The sequence below is a fragment of the uncultured Escherichia sp. genome, from assembly GCF_948475835.1.
Lineage (GTDB): Bacteria > Pseudomonadota > Gammaproteobacteria > Enterobacterales > Enterobacteriaceae > ECMA0423.
The window spans coordinates 1-19,963 of the sequence record NZ_CAOLGM010000086.1 but is presented as its reverse complement, the minus strand read 5'-3'; the positions used below and the strand labels follow the sequence as shown (position 1 = coordinate 19,963).

At 43.9% G+C, this 19,963-nt stretch carries 14 protein-coding genes; 1 reads left to right on the top strand and 13 read right to left on the bottom strand.

What is annotated here, in order from left to right; translation table 11 throughout:
- From QZF50_RS16255 to QZF50_RS16240, 4 genes are all read right to left on the bottom strand, one after another.
- A partial coding sequence (locus tag QZF50_RS16255; RefSeq protein WP_000358900.1) for a pyridoxal-dependent decarboxylase occupies positions 1 to 542 on the bottom strand: 542 nt, incomplete at its 3' end.
- A gap of 361 nt (positions 543 to 903) precedes the next feature.
- Positions 904 to 3,687, bottom strand: coding sequence for a M16 family metallopeptidase (locus tag QZF50_RS16250; protein WP_032194779.1), 2,784 nt, complete (start codon positions 3,685 to 3,687; stop codon positions 904 to 906).
- A 56-nt stretch (positions 3,688 to 3,743) separates the two neighbouring features.
- Positions 3,744 to 6,116, bottom strand: coding sequence for a TonB-dependent receptor plug domain-containing protein (locus QZF50_RS16245; protein ID WP_000832441.1), 2,373 nt, complete (start codon positions 6,114 to 6,116; stop codon positions 3,744 to 3,746).
- Between the two features lie 37 nt (positions 6,117 to 6,153).
- The gene (locus QZF50_RS16240) at positions 6,154 to 7,839 is read right to left on the bottom strand and encodes an ABC transporter ATP-binding protein/permease (RefSeq protein ID WP_001471536.1); all 1,686 of its coding nucleotides are present in this window, start codon (positions 7,837 to 7,839) and stop codon (positions 6,154 to 6,156) included.
- Positions 7,840 to 8,041: 202 nt separating this feature from the next.
- Between QZF50_RS16240 and QZF50_RS16235 the strand changes: the two genes are divergently transcribed.
- Entirely contained in the window at positions 8,042 to 8,164 is a 123-nt protein-coding gene (locus tag QZF50_RS16235) for a protein YneP (RefSeq protein ID WP_120795387.1), read from the top strand.
- Here the strand turns inward: QZF50_RS16235 and QZF50_RS16230 are convergent.
- The 9 genes from QZF50_RS16230 to QZF50_RS16190 all read right to left on the bottom strand — a co-directional run.
- The gene (locus QZF50_RS16230; RefSeq protein ID WP_001299007.1) at positions 8,130 to 9,287 is read right to left on the bottom strand and encodes an anaerobic sulfatase maturase; all 1,158 of its coding nucleotides are present in this window, start codon (positions 9,285 to 9,287) and stop codon (positions 8,130 to 8,132) included. The genes QZF50_RS16235 and QZF50_RS16230 overlap by 35 nt on opposite strands.
- 51 nt (positions 9,288 to 9,338) lie before the next feature.
- The gene (locus tag QZF50_RS16225; protein WP_001295684.1) at positions 9,339 to 11,021 is read right to left on the bottom strand and encodes a sulfatase; all 1,683 of its coding nucleotides are present in this window, start codon (positions 11,019 to 11,021) and stop codon (positions 9,339 to 9,341) included.
- Between the two features lie 401 nt (positions 11,022 to 11,422).
- The gene (gene ydeO / locus QZF50_RS16220) at positions 11,423 to 12,184 is read right to left on the bottom strand and encodes an acid stress response transcriptional regulator YdeO (protein WP_000060493.1); all 762 of its coding nucleotides are present in this window, start codon (positions 12,182 to 12,184) and stop codon (positions 11,423 to 11,425) included.
- 74 nt (positions 12,185 to 12,258) lie between these two features.
- Positions 12,259 to 12,456, bottom strand: coding sequence for a two-component system connector SafA (gene safA / locus QZF50_RS16215; RefSeq protein ID WP_000543389.1), 198 nt, complete (start codon positions 12,454 to 12,456; stop codon positions 12,259 to 12,261).
- Between the two features lie 247 nt (positions 12,457 to 12,703).
- Positions 12,704 to 14,983 carry an acid resistance putative oxidoreductase YdeP gene (gene ydeP, locus QZF50_RS16210; protein ID WP_001471537.1) on the bottom strand — a complete coding sequence of 760 codons (2,280 nt, stop codon included), beginning with the start codon at positions 14,981 to 14,983 and terminating at the stop codon, positions 12,704 to 12,706.
- A 333-nt stretch (positions 14,984 to 15,316) separates the two neighbouring features.
- Positions 15,317 to 16,231, bottom strand: a complete 915-nt coding sequence (locus tag QZF50_RS16205) for a fimbrial protein (protein ID WP_000520679.1) — start codon at positions 16,229 to 16,231, stop codon at positions 15,317 to 15,319.
- A gap of 59 nt (positions 16,232 to 16,290) precedes the next feature.
- Positions 16,291 to 16,794, bottom strand: coding sequence for a fimbrial protein (locus QZF50_RS16200; RefSeq protein ID WP_000825458.1), 504 nt, complete (start codon positions 16,792 to 16,794; stop codon positions 16,291 to 16,293).
- Between the two features lie 12 nt (positions 16,795 to 16,806).
- Positions 16,807 to 17,337: a fimbrial protein gene (locus QZF50_RS16195; protein ID WP_000876784.1), complete on the bottom strand. Its 531-nt coding sequence runs from the start codon at positions 17,335 to 17,337 to the stop codon at positions 16,807 to 16,809.
- 13 nt (positions 17,338 to 17,350) lie between these two features.
- A partial coding sequence (locus tag QZF50_RS16190) for a fimbria/pilus outer membrane usher protein (protein WP_290388912.1) occupies positions 17,351 to 19,963 on the bottom strand: 2,613 nt, incomplete at its 5' end.

Below are 19,963 nucleotides of genomic sequence, written 5' to 3'. Positions count from 1 at the left end.
GGGATCTCACGCAGCTCCACATCCCAGTAGCGGGCGAATTTATGCCAGCAGATTTGTACCGGACCGCACACCAGGTTTGGTTTATCCGTTGGTTTGCCTGCAGCTTCCATACGCTTGCGCCAACGCCATTTCATCGCCATCCCGCCAAGCATACAGGCCTCGGAAGAACCAATGGTGTTGGTGCCAACGGCCTGACCATTTTTCGGCGCAGGCGCATGCCACAGATCGGCAACCATATTTACGCAACGTAGGTCGATGGCTGCGGATTGCGGATATTCTTCTTTGTCGATCCAGTTTTTGTTAATCGACAAATCCATCAATTTATGGACGTTTTCGTCGTCCCAGGTCTGGCAGAAAGTGGCCAGGTTCTGACGAGCGTTGCCATCAAGATATAATTCATCATTGATAATCTGGAATGCGACATCATCGCGCATTTCGTGCAGCGGAAATCGTTTTGATTCTGCGATAGTGGAAATAGACTTCGCACCAAAACGTGAATCGAGTAGTTCCGACCTTAAATCCGTTACTTGCTTCTTATCCATTTTAAACTCCTTAAAATGATTGGATCGCATTAAAAAAGTAGGATTTATCGATAAAGTAAGCAAGTGCAAAGGACTCGTGTTTAAATAACAAAATCCTAATGTTATTTATCGTGAGATATTACGCGAATAATATTTTTTCATTGAAAAACAATACAATATGAAATTCTTGGGTGGTGGTAAGGTGTTTTATGCTGTTATTTTTATGCGCATTCTGTGTCTCCTGAATTATCACGTAAAAATCAGACCTTAAAATATCACTATTAGTACTTGATTATTATTTTGAACGCATTTATAAAATTATTACATAAAAATAGCGAATATTGCTAAAATCCCCGCCAACGATGTGTTGACGGGGCTGTTATTATTTTGGCAATAATACTCCGGTATAAGTATTTACCGGATGAGAAAGATATTGTTTAACGGCAGTGTTAACATTCTCTACCGTCATTTGTTTCAACAATTGCTCCTGCTCAGTCCATGCTGCAGGATCGTCATATTGAATAAGACTATTTACAATAGTGTTCGCTAATTGTTGAACGCTACGCTGTTGGATATCGAGGCTGCGCTGAACGTTTTGCTGGTATTCATTCAGTTCTTGCTCACTGATCCCTTTAGCCAGACGCTTAACCATCACTTCATTCGCTAACGTTAACAGTTCATCATGTCGTTCTGGTTGACAAGTAAAAGCCAGCAAATGACTGATATCTTTGGCCTGAGGATCAACCGAGAGGCGAGAAGAAACGCTGTATGCTCCAGATGCCTGTTCACGAATATTAACACGTAGATCTTTTGCCAGTGCGACGTTAAAAGCATCGAGCGCCATACGCGTCGCCAGATTAACAGGTGTCCGGGAATCATAACGCTTCCACTGTGAAACCTGTGCCACAGGTTCATTTTGTTCTTTTACAGTAACCGATGCGTTGTCCGTCGCGCGAGTTAATGGTTTACCTGCGGCTAATGGCGAATCAGAGTGTTTGATTGATCCTAAGTAACGCGTAATTAACGCCACGAGTTTGTCTTCTGAGACATTACCGACAATGACAAACGTGATATCCGCTGGAGATGAAAACAACTGGCGATCGGCAGCCAGCGCATCTGCGGCAGTAAACTGTACAATCTGATTTTCTTGCAGTAATTTCGTGCGGTCATCAGCATAGCGCGTCTCATACATCTGCTGGGCGAATTTCTCCGCTGGACGCTGGTCGAGCGTTTTCAACGCCTGAATTTGAGCATTTTGTAGCGATGCCCAAATATTGTCGTTAATCGTGCTGTGGGTGATTCGCTGGTTAATCAACTGAAAACCAGGTTCAGGGTTATTAGTCCGCGCGCTAACGGAGAGCAACGTATTCATGCCACTGACTTTACTGCTCATGGTTACCGAATTTTCCGCACTCCAGCGTTTCAGGCTGGAAGAGGAGAGCTCACCAACGCCGCTTCCGCTTACTGCTTTATTTGCCAGCGCGATAAGTGATTTTTGCTGCGCAGGGAAACTTAAATCGCCTTTATTCGATACGGCAGTAATTTGTAGCTTTTGCTCTTCACCCGCGGATTTTGCCAGAATAACCCTGGCACCATTGGAAAGTGTTAATGATGTCAGATTCTCAGCCAGCGTTTCTTTGCTGCTAATTTCCGCCTGTGGGTCAGCGTCTACTGTTAACGATAAATTTCTGCCTGGGAAGATGTAAGCCGCCAGCTTTTTGTTGGCGTACTCTTTTTCCAGCGCCAGGATAGCCGCAGGAGACAATGCTTTTTTGGCGGCAAGCTCATTGTTTACCATTTGCTCCCAAAATGCGTCCTGGTTCTTTCTTAACTGCTGCCATTTTTCCGCCAGACTTTGCACGGTAATTTGCTGCCACAGACGTTTCGAAAGTTGATATGTCTCTTCCGGCGACAAGAACGGCGTATTATTTAATGAGCTGGATGCCAGGCGACTGGTCAGCATACGTAAATCACGTTCAGCTTGCTGATCAACCGCATTTTTCAGCCAGGTGAGGCGGGTAGATTTGACATCATCGAGTTCTTCAGCAGAAAAACCATGCTGATCAATGGTTGCCAACTCTGCCATTAATGCATTCGCAGCATCCTGCATATTATCGTCTCGTGCATTTACACGGAAAAACAGCGACTGATAATCGGGTGCAATTTTAACGCTGCGCGCAGTGCCGCCAGAAATAGTCTTCAACTCGCCCGACTGTATGCGTTCCTGCAGACGTTGATTGAACAGCTGAACTAACATGCTCCATTCAGCTTGTTCGACAAAGCTTTGCTCATCGTTCACTTGTACCATTGGCAGGCGATAATAGAGTGCGATGCCGTTCACCCGGTTTTCTTTATCATTAATGATATTAAAGCGCAGGTGATTTTCGGCTTTTGTCGGCCAGACGCGATTTTCAGCTGCTTTGTTAGCCGGAAGCTTACTTAAATTATCCTTAATCAGCGCCAGCGCTTCTTTACTGTCGATATCGCCGACCACGATAAAGGTCATATTATTTGGTTGATACCAGCGTTGATAAAATTGGCGCAATTGTGCCGGTGTGACCGTGGCGACAGTATCCATCAGGCCGATAGGTTCACGGTCTAAATTACGGGTATTAGCCAGCAGGAAAGGGCGGCGCGCCTGAGAGGTGCGCCATTTCGCATCCTGATGGGCACGCCATTCCTCAGTAATTACGCCACGTTCAGCGTCTACTTCGAGTTTTTCAAAGGTTGCGGCATTACCCCATTCACTGAATATTGCCATCACTTGTTGCAGATTTTGTTTCTGCGTAGTCGGCAAACTCACCTGATACACCGTTTCGTCATAGCTGGTATAGGCATTAACATCGCGACCAAAGCGCAGACCCATCGACTCAAATGTTTCGATGACTTTATTACCCGGCCATGTTTTTGTGCCGTTAAACATCATATGTTCTACAAAATGAGCCACGCCGCGCTCATTGTCCTCTTCCTGCAATGAACCGGTATGAATTTGCAGCCATAAATTTACCTGATCCTTTGGATGAGCATGCGGATAAATCATATATCGCAAGCCATTGTCCAGTTGTCCGGTAATTAACTTTTCATCCTGCGGTAAGGCGGCGGCAATCAGCCGCCCGGGGAGCAACAGAGTTGCCACTAACGTCAGTAAGAAACAGAAGTTTCTCATAATTATCTCCATGCGAAAACCGGGCGAATTTACCCGGTTAAGTAAAATCCGAACTATTAAAATTTCATGCTGACATCAAGCCAGAAAGTACGGCCACTGGCGTAGGTCGCCACACCGGTATTCGTTGTATCAACAGCGGTTTTGCTATCCAGTACATTGAGAATATCGGCACTGATCGTCAGGTTTTGTTGTTTCAGAAATTGTGGCGTCCAGGACAAGCGGGTGTCCCAGGTCAGGCTGCTATCCAGTTTTTCGTCAACATACTGCTTGTAATCTGAATATTCGCTGATGTATTGCGCATTCGTCTTACCAAGGATAATGCGAGCTTTACGCGCTTCTTGCCAGGCCAGCGTATTCGCCCACACCAACCCGCTCGGTTGATGCGTGAAATCCATGTTTAAGGAGATCTTTAATGGGTTATTAAAATCTGCCACTGGAACGCTATCGTAAGAGACCAGATTACCGTTATAAACCACCTGGTTATCACCGGTATTGCTCTCCTCATAACCATTGTTTAACGACAAGTTGCCCTTGCTCTTGATATAGCTAAAGACAATTTGTGGGTTAATATCTACCTGGCGGATATGCAGGGGTTCGGCCAGTTCAAAACTGAGGCTGAACGAATGCGTTTTGGTTTTGCCATCGTTGTTATATTCAGTAATGGTGGTTTTAGTCGCGCTGTCGGTACGACTGCTTTTGCTGATTTGATCATGCGCTTCACGGTAAACATAGTTTGCGCGTGCAATAACGTTCTTACCGATTTTTTGCTGCAATCCCATTGCCAGTTCATCGTTATAAGGCGTTTTCAAATTCTGATAACGCGTCAGGGTTTTATTACCTGATACCGATTCCGTCCAGCTATTGCGGATATCACGTAATCCCATATCAAGAATATTCCCGCCATAGTAACGGTTATAACCGGCGGTAATCATTGAGGTTTGATTAGCAAAAATATCCCATTCCGTCATAAAGCGCGGGGAGATATTGTGGTTTGACAGATAGTTGTCATAGTCGTAACGCACACCGGGCATTAACGACACATTCCGCCAGCTAATGTGATCCGCCATATACAGCGTGTAGTTGTCAATTCCCAGGCTGCCTTTACCTTTATGGTAAATGGTATGGTTAGTTTTCTTTCCTGCAGCATTAATCACATAGGATTCAGACTGGTTATGGCGTTCAGTCCACGCATCGGAATAGATGTATTCCGCGCCGAAGTAGGGTTGATGCGAAACATTACCCACGGCGAATTTTTGCCAGTCCAGGCGTGTTTTGAAGGTGTAATTATCTACAGCCTGGGAAATGTGTCCTAATCCGCCACGGGTGCAACGCCCTGTAATATCACCATATGTACATGAAAGTTCGGTGTACCAGATGTCATGATCGTGACGGGTATAATCACTAATATGATCCCAACCAACGGTGGTACGCAGTTTGGCCCATGCGAGCTGCGTATCCATATCCCATGCCAGACCGTAGGATTTATTACCCATTTCGCGATCAGACTGCGGGAAGGTGCTGGTATTATAATCACGGCTGGAGCCGGTATATTTTAAGGTTAAATCGTGGGTAAAGCGGTCGCTGGCAAACCAGGTAAATTTGCTCAATGCAGTATCGATAACGTTTTTATACTGTGCCCGACCGGCGACAATGCCGTCATTCGAAACATAATCCGCGCGGGTGATATCAGACTGGCGGCGCGATAAACCGGCGGTAACGCCGAAGTTATCAGCGAGTTCCTGATTAAACGACAAGGTATAAAAGTTCTTTTTAAAATCTGGGGAGTAATAAGTACTTCCTGAAGAGCCTTGATTAAATGCGCTCTTGTTATTCTCATCGATATGCGATGTTAACCAGTCCGAACGCGTAGTGCGATAACCCAATTTAACCTTGCTATCATCAGCGTTGAAGCGTTTGATCTTTGCATCAATTACCCCGCCATTGAAGCGACCAAATTCAACCGGCACAAAACTGTCATAAAGCGTCACATTGTCCAGTAAGCTGACATCAAGATAATACCCCTGTGACATCCCGCTAATATTGGTTGCACTACTGGCATCGGACTCATTCGCTGGGTTCAGGTTATTAGTTGCACTAATACCGTCAATCAAATAGGCATTCTGGTAGGGCGACGCACCGTGAATAGAGATTTTCTCAGGGCGAATATCTCCCTGGTTCAACGAGGTACTTTGCGTTGAATCCATGCGTACCGCAGGGTTGGTTCTCAGCAGATCGCTGATATTGCCATTCCCGGTCGGTAAACGCTCGATGCTTTCACTGGTGTAATGCGTGTTGCCGTTTACGGGTACAGGGACAGGAGCATAGACCGTCATCTCTTCAAAAAAATGCATGTACATGTTTTTGTCATCGACGGCCTGCGCCACATCAGCGCCACATAAAATGACGCCAGGAATAAGAACTCGCTTCATTTATTTATATCTCCGTACAGCAGGGCTTTTATTGTTGTTATAAAACCGTGCTAATGTCACAAATATCATCAGCCAGGTTCCAGACACCGGGTTGATGTGTAACCATAATGACGCCGCTTGTGGGTAGTTTTTCACGCACTAAACGCAGTAAGCGTATAGCCTCTTGTTCCTCAAGATGAGAGGTAGTTTCGTCAAGAAATATCCATTTCGGACGTCGTAAAATTAATCGTGCCAGGGCGATACGTTGTTTTTCGCCGCTGGAAAGAATATCTCCCCAGCGATCGTGCTCATGAATACGCGCAGCCAATTTCCCCAGACCAACCTGATGCAGTACTTCGCTCAACGATTTATCGTCTACGGGCAGGGGAAGTGCTTTACAAATAATCTCTTTCAGTAAGCCGCTTTTGATTAACGGTGTTTGTGACACATACCAACTGTTAGCAGGAGAAGAAATATCACCTTTAAACCACGGCCAGCAGTGGGATAATGTTTTAAGCAGTGTGGTTTTTCCCGCACCAGAGTAGCCTTTCAGTAATAGCCATTTGCCTGGCGAAACATGAAAGTTCAAGTTCTCTAATATGATCTTATTATCAGGCGTACGAATACTCGCATTAGCCACTTGTACCGCATGTTGGCAATTTTTAGGCTTATTCGTAGGGCGCTGTTCAGTGAGTTGATGGAACTCATACAAGCGATCGATAACCGCAGCCAGTTCAGCAAGTTCGTCATATTTATAAATAAACCAGCTTAAATTGTTCGATACTAGCATAAATGCCTGGCGCGATTTCATCAGTCCGCCCAGATTGATCTGCCCGCTAATAAACTGCGGCAATAACAGAAAGTAGGGAAGAACGCTAAGCGAGCGCGAATAAATATTTTGCCAGTAATCAAGCCACCGCTGACGATTCATTAAACGATGCCAGTTCTCTTTAATGGTATGAAAATTGTCGCGCAACTCCTGGCGTTGTAGAGACTCAGCATTGCTTAGCGCAATCAGTTCTGCCTGCTTATTATGCTGCACAAGATTTGTTCGAAATGTCGCTTCGCTACGTTGTTTTTCCACATTAAGCGGACGAATACGTTTACCAACCTTATGGGTAAATAAAGTTCCACCGATCACAATGAGCACAACGGTATAGACCATATACCCCTGGATATTCCATTCTGTTCCACCAACAGTGAATGAGAGCGTACCCGCGCTTTGCCAAAGAATAACGGTAAAGGTGATCAGCATGCTAAGTGACTGGATGAAGCCAAATGAAAGGCTGAGCGTTTTGCTGATCAGTAAGAGAATGTCTTCAGCGATACGTTGGTCAGGGTTATCTGTATTTTTATGCTCGCCGTAGATCTGCGTGAAGTAGTAGTTTTTATCTGCAAACCACCGATTAAGGTAGTAATCTGTTAACCATTCGCGCCAGCGAATAGTCAGTAGTTTAATTAACCATGTTTTGTTTACGGATATTAATACAAAGATCCCCAGCAGGGCAGGGAACCAAAGGACAAGCTGCCAAAGCTTATCGGTTTCTTTCTGGCTTAGCGCATTGAAAAAATCATTATTCCAGTCGTTTAACCAGACCTGAATTTTAACCACGCCAAGGATCATGGCGAGGATAATAATGATTAACAACACTGAAGTTTTATTATTCTTACGCAGCCAAAAGGGCTTCAGCAGACAGAGATACTTTGCTATCAACATACAAAACGTAATGGGAATGGTTATCATTAGCGAAAATTGATTGTGCCATCCAATGATTATCTATGGCAATGATTTACTGATGAAATTTATTTAAGTATCATTTAACAATATGAAATATAAAGGAATATTTCATTTTCAGTGGTTATGGTTATGCTATTGATAATCAAGGGTATTGCTAATGCCCTGACGCATACCACGTAAGCCAGGATTTTCGCAAGGGAAGATGATGATGACGAAACACCCGACAGGAATTTATGTCGGGTGCCTTGTTAAGGTCATAAGAAGGAGGCTAAGAATGGAGTTAAAAGAGAGCGTTATTAATTATTCTCCATTTGTTTTGCAACATCCATAATGTGGTAAAGCGGTACTCTGTTCTTAGCTAACTCCACCATGGCGTTCATATAAGGTACCATGGTTGAAAAAAGGATTTTATAACCTTCGCAAAAATAAGAAACAGTCTCATTGTTTACTTTAGTAATACGATGCTTAGGACAACCGCCATTGCAGATAGGTTTATATGCACATTGCTGACATTTCGCTGAAATCCGTTTTTTTTGCGCTGTCAGTTGTACACTGTTCATCGTTTTGAGTTCAGATTTATTAATGTTTCCAATTTTGTACTGTGGATAGACAAAATGGTCGCATTCGTAAATGTCTCCATTACTTTCAACAACCAGATTATCCTTGCAGGACTCCTGGAAAATACAACTTGTATGCCCATTCCCCAAAAAACGGCTGACAAAGCTTTCAAACTGACGAATGAAAATTTCACCCACATCGTTTTTAACCCATTGCATAAAAATGGTTGACATAAACTTGCCATAAGCCGTGGGAGGCACAGAAAAATCAATGATACGGAATGTGTTCTCACTATGACCACTGAAATCAATATTCGGCGTCCCGGTTTCGAGCAATTCGATAAATTGCATATGTTTACTGCCGATAGATTTTAAAAAATGATAAACCTCAAGAGGGTAATGGACATTAACGTTATTAATGACGGTTAACGTATTAAACTCAACTTGATATGATTTCAGACGCTCGATGGCTGCTATCACTTTTGCAAAAGTACCGTTACCTGAATTACTGCGTCTGTAACGGTCATGTAGCTCCTGGGGGCCATCGATCGAGATACCAACCAGAAACTCATGTTCTTTGAGAAAAGCACACCATTCATTATTCAATAAAATGCCATTCGTTTGTAATGCATTAAAAATACGTTTTTGGCCTGCATAGCGTTGTTGATAGTGAATAACTTTACGGAAAAAATCCAGGCCAGCCAGAGTGGGTTCACCGCCTTGCCAGGTAAAATAGACCTGATTGCCAGACGCTGCGATATATTGTTTGATGAACTCTTTCAGAGTGCTGTCATCCATCCATTTTTCATGAGTAAACTGCGACTCTTTTTCAAGGTAAAAACAGTAATCACATTTGAGATTACATTGAAAACTGGAGGGCTTGGCTGTAACGTGCATCGCTATCTCGCTCAATAAGGCGGCGGAAAATTCCGCCGCATGAAGGTTTAGTTATTTCGCTTCGCTTAGTGCTTTCTTGATATTGTTAAACTTCTCCTGATTTACTTCGCTAAGCGGTGGCTGGCTGCTGTCGATAAACTCTCTTACCACGCCTTGCATCTCTTTAACGACCTGCGGATTGGCGGCGGCAAGGTTATCTTTTTGCTGTAGATCCGTCAGTTTGTAGAGACCTAACTGATTGTTTTCTACTGTATAGACAAGCGAATAATCGTTATTTCTCACCGTATAAGAGAATTGGCTTAAGTCCTCAGTGTTGGGGTTATGCGGGTAATCGTCTGACTGATGGCGAACAAATTTGTGGTAATTATCCCAGAATGGAATATTTTCCTCGTCAAACCAGTGAGAATAAGAGGTTATCCAGGTCAGATTTTTATGTGGCTCGCCTTGTTTCTTATCTTGCAACCAGGGCAGCAAGGAAACGCCATCCAGCTTAAGGTCTTTTGGAATGCTGATATCGGCTGCATCAAGAGCTGTCGGGTAGAAATCCATTGCGGAAATCAGCTTGTCATAATTACCGGGTTGAAGTTTTCCTTTCCACCACATAAACATTGGGGTGTGAGTACCGCCAGGATAGGTCTGACTCTTATAGCCTTTTTGCGCCCCGTTCAGCGGCAGAGGACCATCGATAACCGCACCATTATCGGAGGTAAAGAGAATAATTGTATTGTCATACTGTCCGTTTTTCTTCAGTTGTTCGAGAATGCGTTTTACACCCTGATCAACAGAATAAACGGAAGCGTAGTAGTTATCTGCTGTTTGACTACCGGTATTAAATTGCTTCTGATATTGATCCGGTGCAGGATTATCATTTGGCAGGTGCGGAGCATTATAAGCCAGGTAAAGCATAAAAGGCTGGTCAAGTGTTTTGGCACGATCAACAACGCCAATTGCCTCATCGGTTAACTGATCGCTGATATAACCTTTTGCGGGGACACGTTCACGATTTTTGAACAGTGAAGGGGAGTTGTAATATGCCGTTCCTGCAGCGTGGAATCCCATAAAGTAATCAAAGCCACGGTTTTGAGGTTGCCATTCTTCCGCAGAAAATGTGGTGAAGTTGTCATGATAGTCACGCGTTTGTTTATCTTCCGGTACCGGCACATTACTGATTTTTGACAAGTGCCATTTACCTACTGCTGCAGTGTAATAACCATGATTCTGGAATAATTCAGGCAAGAAAGTTTCTGTTAGCGGAATACCATCCTGAGCATCGGTATTGGAATAGACACCAAAGCGGGCGGGAGCTCGACCGGTCATTATTGCGGCACGGGAGGGGCCGGAAACACCGTGTGCCACATAGCCGTTAGTAAACCGTACGCCTTCATCCATTAATGAAAGGAGCGTCGGCGTTGATTTTTGTGCAGCTTCAATGGCTTTATCTATCCCTATTTTGTAGGTATCGACAACTTCACGATTTTCCATTGTTTTTGGGTCAAAAGATCCCTTATCAAAAGGAAGTTGTCCATAACCAAGATCATCCATGGTTAGTACGATAATATTTGGCTTTCCTTTGGTACTGTATTCAGTCGGCGTAAAGTCTGAGAAAGCAACGTTTGTTTTGGTTGCTTTCAGCTTTACATCATCTGCCGCATGAGCAGCAAATGCAGCCATACCAGATGCCAGTATCAAAGATATCGAGGTACTTACGACACTTTTCTTTAATGCAGACTTCATAAATGTTCCTCTTCTTATTGTACTTAATTCCGAAGTAATTTTACGAAGAGAAATAAGTGGATGTAAGTGAAGTTAGTCACATAAAGAGATAGCAGATTTAGCTAAAAAAAGGGAAATAACAGTCCATAAAGCGTTGACATTACTTTCTGTTCTATTAAGTAATTTCTCGCCGATAAACAACTAATTTATTGATATTTAATAAATTATTGCATTTTACTGACAAAATGCCGAATTGAGATCATAAATAATCATGCAACAGGTTATGCAAGTGCATAAATATGTGATGGATGTCACTTATTTATTTCAATAAATATATCGCCTAAAAACAACGCGGGGCAGAGAATGGCTGCCCCATATAATTCTTACGTAGCGTGCGTGGTTGACTACTCGTTAGCAAATAATCAAATAGCTAAAGCACTCATCGTGTTGCCCGTATTCATACCCGTGTGACTTTGACAACGGTACTCCTTAGAAACTCTCTTCGGACTGTTGCCGAAATGTTTGCGGAACGCATAAATAAAATAAGATGTACTGGCATAACCACATTGTTCGGCAATTTTATTGACTGAACCTTCTACGCGTATCAAATTTTTTGCGTGCTGCATTCTGGCATCTAATAGAATCTGTGAGAATGTCGTTTGCTCTTGCTTTAGTTTTTTCTTCAACAGGCTTTCACTGATGTACAGGCAGTCACAAATATCTTTCAGCTTCCATGGGTGCGCCAGCTTCATGTTGACAATATTTCTCACTTTTCCGGAAACGGATAGCACACCGTTAGTTAATAGTGTAATGAAACCTTTGCATGCGGCAAAAATAGACAGGCAAGAAAAAAGCAAAAGTTCTGAAAAATTATGATGATTGCGTTCTTCCGAGTTAAGATAAGCAATCATTTCATTAAGCAATCCAGTCGGTACATTTGAAGCACGTAAAAACTTCGCAGGAACAGGCACCGTCACTGTCTGGATGTTAGTGCATTGTAGATATTTTTTAATGGTATTTTCAGTAAATCCGATCTCTTTAAAATGCCGCTCATAAGGTTCAAAATGCGTACGAACAGCGTTATCTACCATCAGGATCTCGCCGTCAGAGAAGGCGTAATCTTTATCTAAAATGTTAGCGTTGAAGGCATGATGAATAAATATAACAGAACAAACGAGCGACATTTTATCTCCTTAAAACAATAAAGTTTTTATCGATACTTTTTTAACATTTCATATTTATAATTTGCTGTTTATTTTCAGTCTTGCAAACTATTGATAATGAAATGTGTAAGATCTCTTGCAATGCGACCCATTTCTGAAATACCCAGCTGATCAATTGCCGAAAAAATGGCTATCAACGTAAGGGTCAGTAATAAGACAACCACAATTACAGACATGATTTCTTTATAGTTGTCTCTTTGCGTGATTTTGTTTTTCACTGTGGTCGCATGCATTTCAAATATGTTTATTTAGCGGATAACGTTAAAAATCGTTAATCAGTATGCTTAATATAACAGGCTGGAGAAAAGAGGAAATAGGACTGGCACTTCAGTACTGAGCGGAGTTTCTTACAGCTGTAGGCAGAGGTTTATATCTTATAGTGTGTGGTTTAATTTAATCCATGTGAGCAAATTGCGCGATAATAGTCAATGAGAAATTCTTCTGCTGTGCGGATGACAGCAGAAGAAATGAGGAGGCGAATTAATTTGATGGTTCTAATTCAACCGGAATACTTTTATAACCAGGAATGCCACTTAATGGATCGTGGTTATCAAGAGTTAGCATGTGATTCGATTCTGGAAAATAGGTCACCAGTGAGCGGTCAGCCATAGGGTAAATGACCACTTTTAATCTATCCATGCGGCGTGAGCTGCGCTTACCGTCTGGCGTAAGCGCAATAAGATTAACTCTTTCGCCGTTTTTTACACGGCAAATTTTAGCTTGTTTAGCACTCATAAAGACCACATCTCGTTGACCGAATACCCCTCGATAGCGATCATCCATACCATAAATCGTCGTGTTGTACTGATCGTGGCTGCGTACTGTCGCCATGACCAGCTTACTGTTAAACGCTGAAGAGGGATCTTCTAACAGCCCTTTGCTGGTAATGAAATTAGCCTTACCTGACGGCGTCATCCAGCGCCTTTCAGCAGCTGCATTTATCAGGTGAAAACCACCGGGATGACGGATGCGCTGGTTATAGTCGGCGAACTCTGGCAGCACAGCTTCAATGTCATTGCGAATGCGATCATAATCTTCCACCAGATACTCCCAGGCTACCACGCTCTGGGGTAGTGTTGCCTGGGCGATTCCCGCGACCACAGCACACTCTGATTTCAGCATTACACCGGCGGGTTTTAACACGCCACGCGAGGCATGAATCATCGACATTGAATCCTCAACGGTTACCGCCTGCGCACCGCTTTTTTGCATATCAATCTCGCTACGCCCCAGAACCGGCAGAATATAGCTATGCCGTGCGGTCAGCAGATGAGAGCGGTTAAGCTTAGTGGCTACGTGTACCGCCAAATCTAATTGCGTTAACGGTACAGCGCTCGCTTCCCGATCTGGCATTGCCAGTGCAAAGTTGCCCCCCATGCAGATCAATGCTCGAGCCTGCCCCGTACATATTGCTTGCATGCTGGCAATTGCAGCATGTCCAGGTGCATAAGGTGGGGTGAAGCCATAGCGCTCACCAAGGCGAGCCAGAAACTCTGCAGACGGTTTCTCGGTGATACCGACGGTTCGGTCGCCCTGTACATTAGAGTGACCTCGTAGTGGGCAGATACCCGCACCAGGCTTGCCAATGTTACCTTTCATCAACAGCAAATTGACCAGTTGCTGTACATTCTGGGTACCATGTTCGTGCTGAGTGATCCCCATTCCGTAACAGATAATGGTGCGTTCGGCAGCGGTATATGCGTCAGCCAGTTCGGCGATTTGTGTCTGACTTAGTCCAGAAATACGTTCGATATCTTTCCACTCGGAATTGAGAACGTCACGGCGTAGCTCGTCAAAGCCGACGGTATGCGTTTGAATAAATTCGTCATCAAGCAATGAGGGCCGACCTGCGGCACTTGCAGCATCATCGCGCTCAATTAACAGGCGCATCATCCCCTTGAGCAACGCCATATCGCCACCAATGCGCACGTTATAGTAGGCACTGGCCAACTGAGTCTCAGAGTTCGTCAGCATTTCAAACGGGTTTTGCGGTGCGGTAAATCGCTCCAGGCCACGTTCCTGTAGAGGATTGATGGCGATCATTTTCGCTCCCCGTTTCACTAAAGCGCGCAACGAAGTCAGCATGCGAGGGTGGTTTGTACCAGGGTTATGCCCAATGCAAATGACTAAATCGCACTTCTCAAAGTCTTCCAGCAACACGGTCCCTTTACCTACACCGATACTCGCTGCCAAACCCACACTGGTCGGTTCATGGCACATGTTGGAGCAGTCGGGAAAGTTATTACTCCCGTATTCACGGGCAAAAAGCTGATAAAGAAAGGCAGCTTCATTGGAAGTGCGGCCCGAAGTATAGAATTCAACCTGATTGGGATCACTATAGCTTTGAAGGCGTGCGCCAATTTCGTCGAAAGCTTGTTGCCAGCTTAATGGCTTGTAACAGTCGCTGACAGCATCATATTTCAAAGGCTGAGTGAGACGTCCCGCAGCCTCAAGCTCGTGATCTCCCCAGGTAAGTAATGATTGAACCGTATTCTCAGCAAAGAAAGAGGCATTTACCTGCTTATCCGTGACTTCCCAGGCGATTGCTTTTGCGCCGTTTTCACAAATGTCGAATGACGCACTGTGCTTAGGATCTGGCCATGCACAACCCGGACAGTCAAAGCCCTCTGGCTTATTCATGTCAAACATGGCAATAACATCCTGGCGTATATCCATCTGCTTACGTACTGCATTCGCTACGGATTTAACAGCACCCCAACCACCGGCAGCACCCTGGTAGGATTCAATTTTTTTCTTCATCTACTTATCCTGTGTGGAAATGAATTATTAGGATTTGTAATAGCGATGATGCACAGTATATACAAAGGGATTATCGCCAACATGGATATATAAGAGTAGGGGACTACTCTCTTTCTATTTTTAATCTATTATCGTTAAACAATAGATTAAATACGATAAGTTAAGCATCATCTCTCATAGTGTTTAAATTAACATATTTTTCAATATAAAAAATAAGACTCTGGCTTCAATTGTGCGCGGATTTTCTTACAGGTGTAGGATAATAGCCTTTACAAAATAATTATCCGCGCAATTTTCGTGAATGGAGCGCATAGACTAAGATCAAAATCACAATTATTCATAGATAAAAGTGACACCAATGACTGACTGGACGGTTCCGGCTGAAACCTTGTTTCCTGTTTGTCCATAGGTTGCGCTTAAACCCAGAGGTACTTTGCTTTTATTTACTGTTCCCAGGGAGACATTTTCTCCCGTAGCCAGTATTTTTCCATTACGCATCAGAGAGACACCCACTCCCGATGCTTTTGTTGCATCAGGTGCTGTGTTAGCAAACACTTGTCGGGCACTGTCAGTGGTGGCACCCGAAAGATAAAATGAGAGCTTTTGTTCGCTTGAGCAATATACGCCAAGGGGTATTTCTGCGCTTCCAGGAAAGTCCGGGAGATCCACGGTGACATTACGACTATCAACAGTGCAGCCGCCTGTTGGCATAACAACACTGTTATTTGAAATAATATTCCACGTAAAATTACGCGGATTTCCGCTTCCTAATGTTGCAATTTTATACATATGAATACGGGCAATAACTTCCCCGGCTTTTATGACAACTCCACCGGCCGCCCCGACTGGGGTAATATAGAGTTTTAACGGTAATGGCATCGGTGTCTTATCACCAATATCCAATACGTTGGTATTTGTCGTCAACGGGAAGGGGTAGGTCACATTATTCCAGTACAGCGATCCTTTATATGACTGTAGAGAGCCTGCGAAAGCTGAGCCTTGTACCAGGTTTATATGATCAGTGTCGTACCAGCCGCCGTAATCATTCCAGCAACTTATATGCTGAGACAAGTCTACAACCAGATTCTGGCCCGGCTGTATTACAGGGTCGAGATTAACATAAACAGAGGTTGTACCAGCTCCAATACTTGACCCGCCATCGACATTACAACTGAAGGCAAAAACTTTACCTGCCATTAATAGAAGATAAATACCGAACAGGACCTTTATACTGATTGTTTTACCCATGATATATCCTAAGGTTAAAAAATTGATTTAAAAAGAAGGCTAAGAAAATCGAATCGACGTTATTGCCAGGTGTAGATCACATTGATTAGCGCCTCGATCGTTCCCTGGCTTGCGTTTCCATTCACCGTGATAGCTCTTGCCTTAAGTGGAAACTGTGCATTACGAGTGATCTCATCAACAATAACCGTTTTGCTATCGCCATTTTTTAACGTCGCATCCTGGTCATCCCTCAGCTCTATCTGAATATTTTCGGCAGTACCTTCATTTTTGTAATAACCCGTATTGTCAGTTGAACCTGTCACGATTGCCGTCACTGCACTTGTTTCAACCGGACAATCGGTTAATGACAAAGTAATATTGTGCCAGCCAGATGCAGAACCAGGTTGTTGCAGATTGCGCGTATAAAGATCCCCGAGATTAACGTTAGCTTCTTTGGTTTGAATAGTGCAGGGTTTAGCGACTACCCGACCATTAACAGTGATAGTGACATCGGCGGCCTGGAGAGTTGCTGTGAATAACGCGCAAAACGTAGCTAACAGGAACCTCTTGTGAAGTCTTTTCATATCTGACTCTGATTATTGAAATTCAAGGGTAAAGGTTGCCGAAGCCCTCACCAGTCCCGGATTGACGGACTTCTGAGTTGACTTCAGACGAGCGGAGTAAGGCAAAATATTGTTCTGTTCTGGTACCAGTGGGATCCACTGCATCCCGGCATGAAGGTCATTCAGTTTCACCGGACGCATATTTCCGTCCAGTATTTCTATACCTAAACCGGAGGCCGTATTGCTTCCCTCATCCAGTTTCAACAGAGTATTATTTTCTGCATCCTCAATACCGTTAAATGCAACCCGAACCCCCGTTGTCCCTTTGCTGCATTCACTTAACGTAATCTGAAAAGGGACGGCTGGACTTGTGCTACCGGTCGTTGGAAATTGTCTGGCACTGTTTTTTTGGAGATCTACGGTAAAATTAAGCGAATCCGATGAGACTGTGCAGCCATAATCGAGGACGCGCCCGCTAATTTTAATAACGCTATCTGCGGATAAAGCAGAATAGGTGGTTAACCCCAGACATAAACCGAGGAAAATAACGTTATTGTATTTCATAATCTATTGTTCCTTAGCGACAGATTGCTGTCTGCTGGTTCAGCAAGGTTCCAGGAGAGACTTCAGGAAGCTTGTAATCGACAATACAGTTTGAGTTTTTATCATTGCCCCATGAAACCTGTAATTTCCCTGACTGTGGAAGTCCAGTCAGATAAACCTGACCATTTTCCGCGACAATGCTGCCATTTTTATTCTCTCCGTGAGTGACAATTGCACCGAATGGAACGCTTTTATTACCGTACTTCAACGTCATTAATACTTTCCCGCCGATTTGTGCATTAAATGTTGCTCTGGCAATAGCACCGTGAGTTGGGATGACAGTGACTACGGTTTCATCCAGTTCAACATTATCTGCAAGGGAATTCGCGTTAAGAGCGACACGATTTTCTCTATATTCTGTCGCAAATGGTAATATTGCATAGCCACGCCAGTCGGTATGAATTCCGGTCTGGTTCTCTATTTTGACATTATCAGCGCCAGGAGCCTTAACCAGAACCATTGTGTCGCCCAGCGGCTGTCCAAAGGTGATGCCATCAGCATGAGCAATAATCCCACCACTCATTCCGTAATAAATCTGGCTGCTGTCACCATTCCGACTGTAACCGACATTCGTATTACCGTAAGCTCCACGATAATTAAGAGAACTGTAACCACTGGTGCCAGACGATGTATTACCTCCGTGGGTGTTACCGACCTGAACGCTATAATTCAGGTTATTATCCGGCAGCAGAGTGCCATAAACCCCCGATAGATTGGTCATGCCGCCTTTCAAATCGTTTGACATACTGTAACTGGCGTTTGAATTACGAAATGCCGACTGACTGTCTGTACGCATCCAATGACTGAAGGGAACATTAAGCGTAAAAGCGAGTAAATGATCCCGATCGTTTTGCCATATATTATTGGAATAGCTGTAATTCAGCGAAGTCGTTATATCACCAAACGGCACATTTAATCCAAATGATATTTGCTGGTCGCTGCGTGACGTGTTCCAGTAACTTTGGCGACTGGCACTGAAAAATGTCGTACCGTAATTTCCAAGCTGCTGAGAGATGCTTATTTGTTCCTGACCCCGCTTACTGTAGAACAGATTAAAATAATCAATAAATTGTGTCTGCTCATTGCTGTCTCCGGTAGGAGGCTTAACGGTGTAACCACTCATTCGACTGTAGGCACTGTCGGATAAGTTATAAAAACCTTGCGTAGAATAGCGATATCCTGCGACCTGGATATTGGTTCCTGTCTGGTAGAAGGATTTGCTGTAGACGGATTTAACCGATTGCCCGCTGTGACGGGTGCCATCTGCAAGTGTCGTATTGGCCTGCGTGATATCGAAAGAAAAGGCACCAAAAAGTCCTAAATCTTTACCAATACCAAGGTTGAAGGCCTGATAATCTTCTGCAATTTGCATTCCGCCATAAGGTGTCCAGTTTCCTTCCAGTCCATGCATCAAGCTACCTTGTATGAACTTGGGGGAGCTTTGCAGGTTATTTCCACTACGATATTCCCCCATGGCAAGCGCATAACGCGTATATCCAGCACGTTGGAGAACCGGAACAGACGAATAAGGAACATATAATGTCTGAATACTGCCGTCTGCCTCTTTTATGGTTACTTGCAGATCACCACCATTGGCGGCAGAGTTGATATCATCAATAGTAAAAGGGCCGGGTGGAACAGTAGTCTGATAAACATCGTATCCGTTCTGTTTTACACTCACTTGTGCGGTGCCACGGGCAATACCATGAATCACCGGAGCGAAACCATGTTGGCTATCGGGCAACATCGCTTCTGTTGAATTTATTTTGAGGCCACGAAAGTTCACACTATCAAAAATATCGCCATCGGTATAACTATCACCTACCGTTAACCGTGAGCGTAAGGGAATAATGTCACGTTCAGCCGACGTATTGATATGCTGCCATTTATTGCTGTCAGATGAATTGCTACTCCCACTGTTATAACTCCACGTTGAGTTATCGCGTAGTCGCCAACTACCAATGTTGATGCCACTCTGTAAATTCAAATATGCATAGTTTGATTTTCCTGCATTATGGTTACTACGATTATTAATAGAATTACCATTAAAACTATAGTTTAGAAGCCCAGCATTTATTCCTTCTTCCCACAGATCAGGAGAAACATAGCCGCGAGCCATTCTGCCAACATAAATTTGCGGAACGGAGAGTGACAAATGTTGCTGACCAACATCAAACTCAGTTGATGCGTCGGCCAAACGATCCTGAAGTGGTGTGCATGCGCTGTTGTCCGGCACATGTTTTTCTGCCGAATGTTCTTTATTGTCTAATAACGCTGATTTTTTTATACCAAGACTGACAAGAAGATCTGTACTCAGGCATGGGATGAGTTCTGCATTATTATCATCTGCAATAAAAGTAATATCCCGACTAGTCATAAATTCATCGTTCAAATAAATGTCGACCCGATATGTACCAGGTGGTGCCTCGCGTCCCTTAGTAAAGGCGGATAAATCGACAGATTCAGCAAGATCATTGCTTAAAAACCGTGGATTAAAATAATACTCTGCGTCAACGGGAAATACCGCAGTTGCTAAGCCAAGGGCAATGGTAAGCCGTGCAAAGCGAGGCATTATTAACACCTGATG

Bases quoted from the DNA above. Each gene is read 5' to 3' on its own strand.
- QZF50_RS16250 (WP_032194779.1), bottom strand. From the start codon at position 3,687: ATGAGAAACTTCTGTTTCTTACTGACGTTAGTGGCAACTCTGTTGCTC.
- QZF50_RS16245 (WP_000832441.1), bottom strand. From the start codon at position 6,116: ATGAAGCGAGTTCTTATTCCTGGCGTCATTTTATGTGGCGCTGATGTG.
- QZF50_RS16240 (WP_001471536.1), bottom strand. From the start codon at position 7,839: ATGATAACCATTCCCATTACGTTTTGTATGTTGATAGCAAAGTATCTC.
- QZF50_RS16235 (WP_120795387.1), top strand. From the start codon at position 8,042: ATGACGAAACACCCGACAGGAATTTATGTCGGGTGCCTTGTTAAGGTC.
- QZF50_RS16230 (WP_001299007.1), bottom strand. From the start codon at position 9,287: ATGCACGTTACAGCCAAGCCCTCCAGTTTTCAATGTAATCTCAAATGT.
- QZF50_RS16225 (WP_001295684.1), bottom strand. From the start codon at position 11,021: ATGAAGTCTGCATTAAAGAAAAGTGTCGTAAGTACCTCGATATCTTTG.
- ydeO (WP_000060493.1), bottom strand. From the start codon at position 12,184: ATGTCGCTCGTTTGTTCTGTTATATTTATTCATCATGCCTTCAACGCT.
- safA (WP_000543389.1), bottom strand. From the start codon at position 12,456: ATGCATGCGACCACAGTGAAAAACAAAATCACGCAAAGAGACAACTAT.
- ydeP (WP_001471537.1), bottom strand. From the start codon at position 14,983: ATGAAGAAAAAAATTGAATCCTACCAGGGTGCTGCCGGTGGTTGGGGT.
- QZF50_RS16205 (WP_000520679.1), bottom strand. From the start codon at position 16,231: ATGGGTAAAACAATCAGTATAAAGGTCCTGTTCGGTATTTATCTTCTA.
- QZF50_RS16200 (WP_000825458.1), bottom strand. From the start codon at position 16,794: ATGAAAAGACTTCACAAGAGGTTCCTGTTAGCTACGTTTTGCGCGTTA.
- QZF50_RS16195 (WP_000876784.1), bottom strand. From the start codon at position 17,337: ATGAAATACAATAACGTTATTTTCCTCGGTTTATGTCTGGGGTTAACC.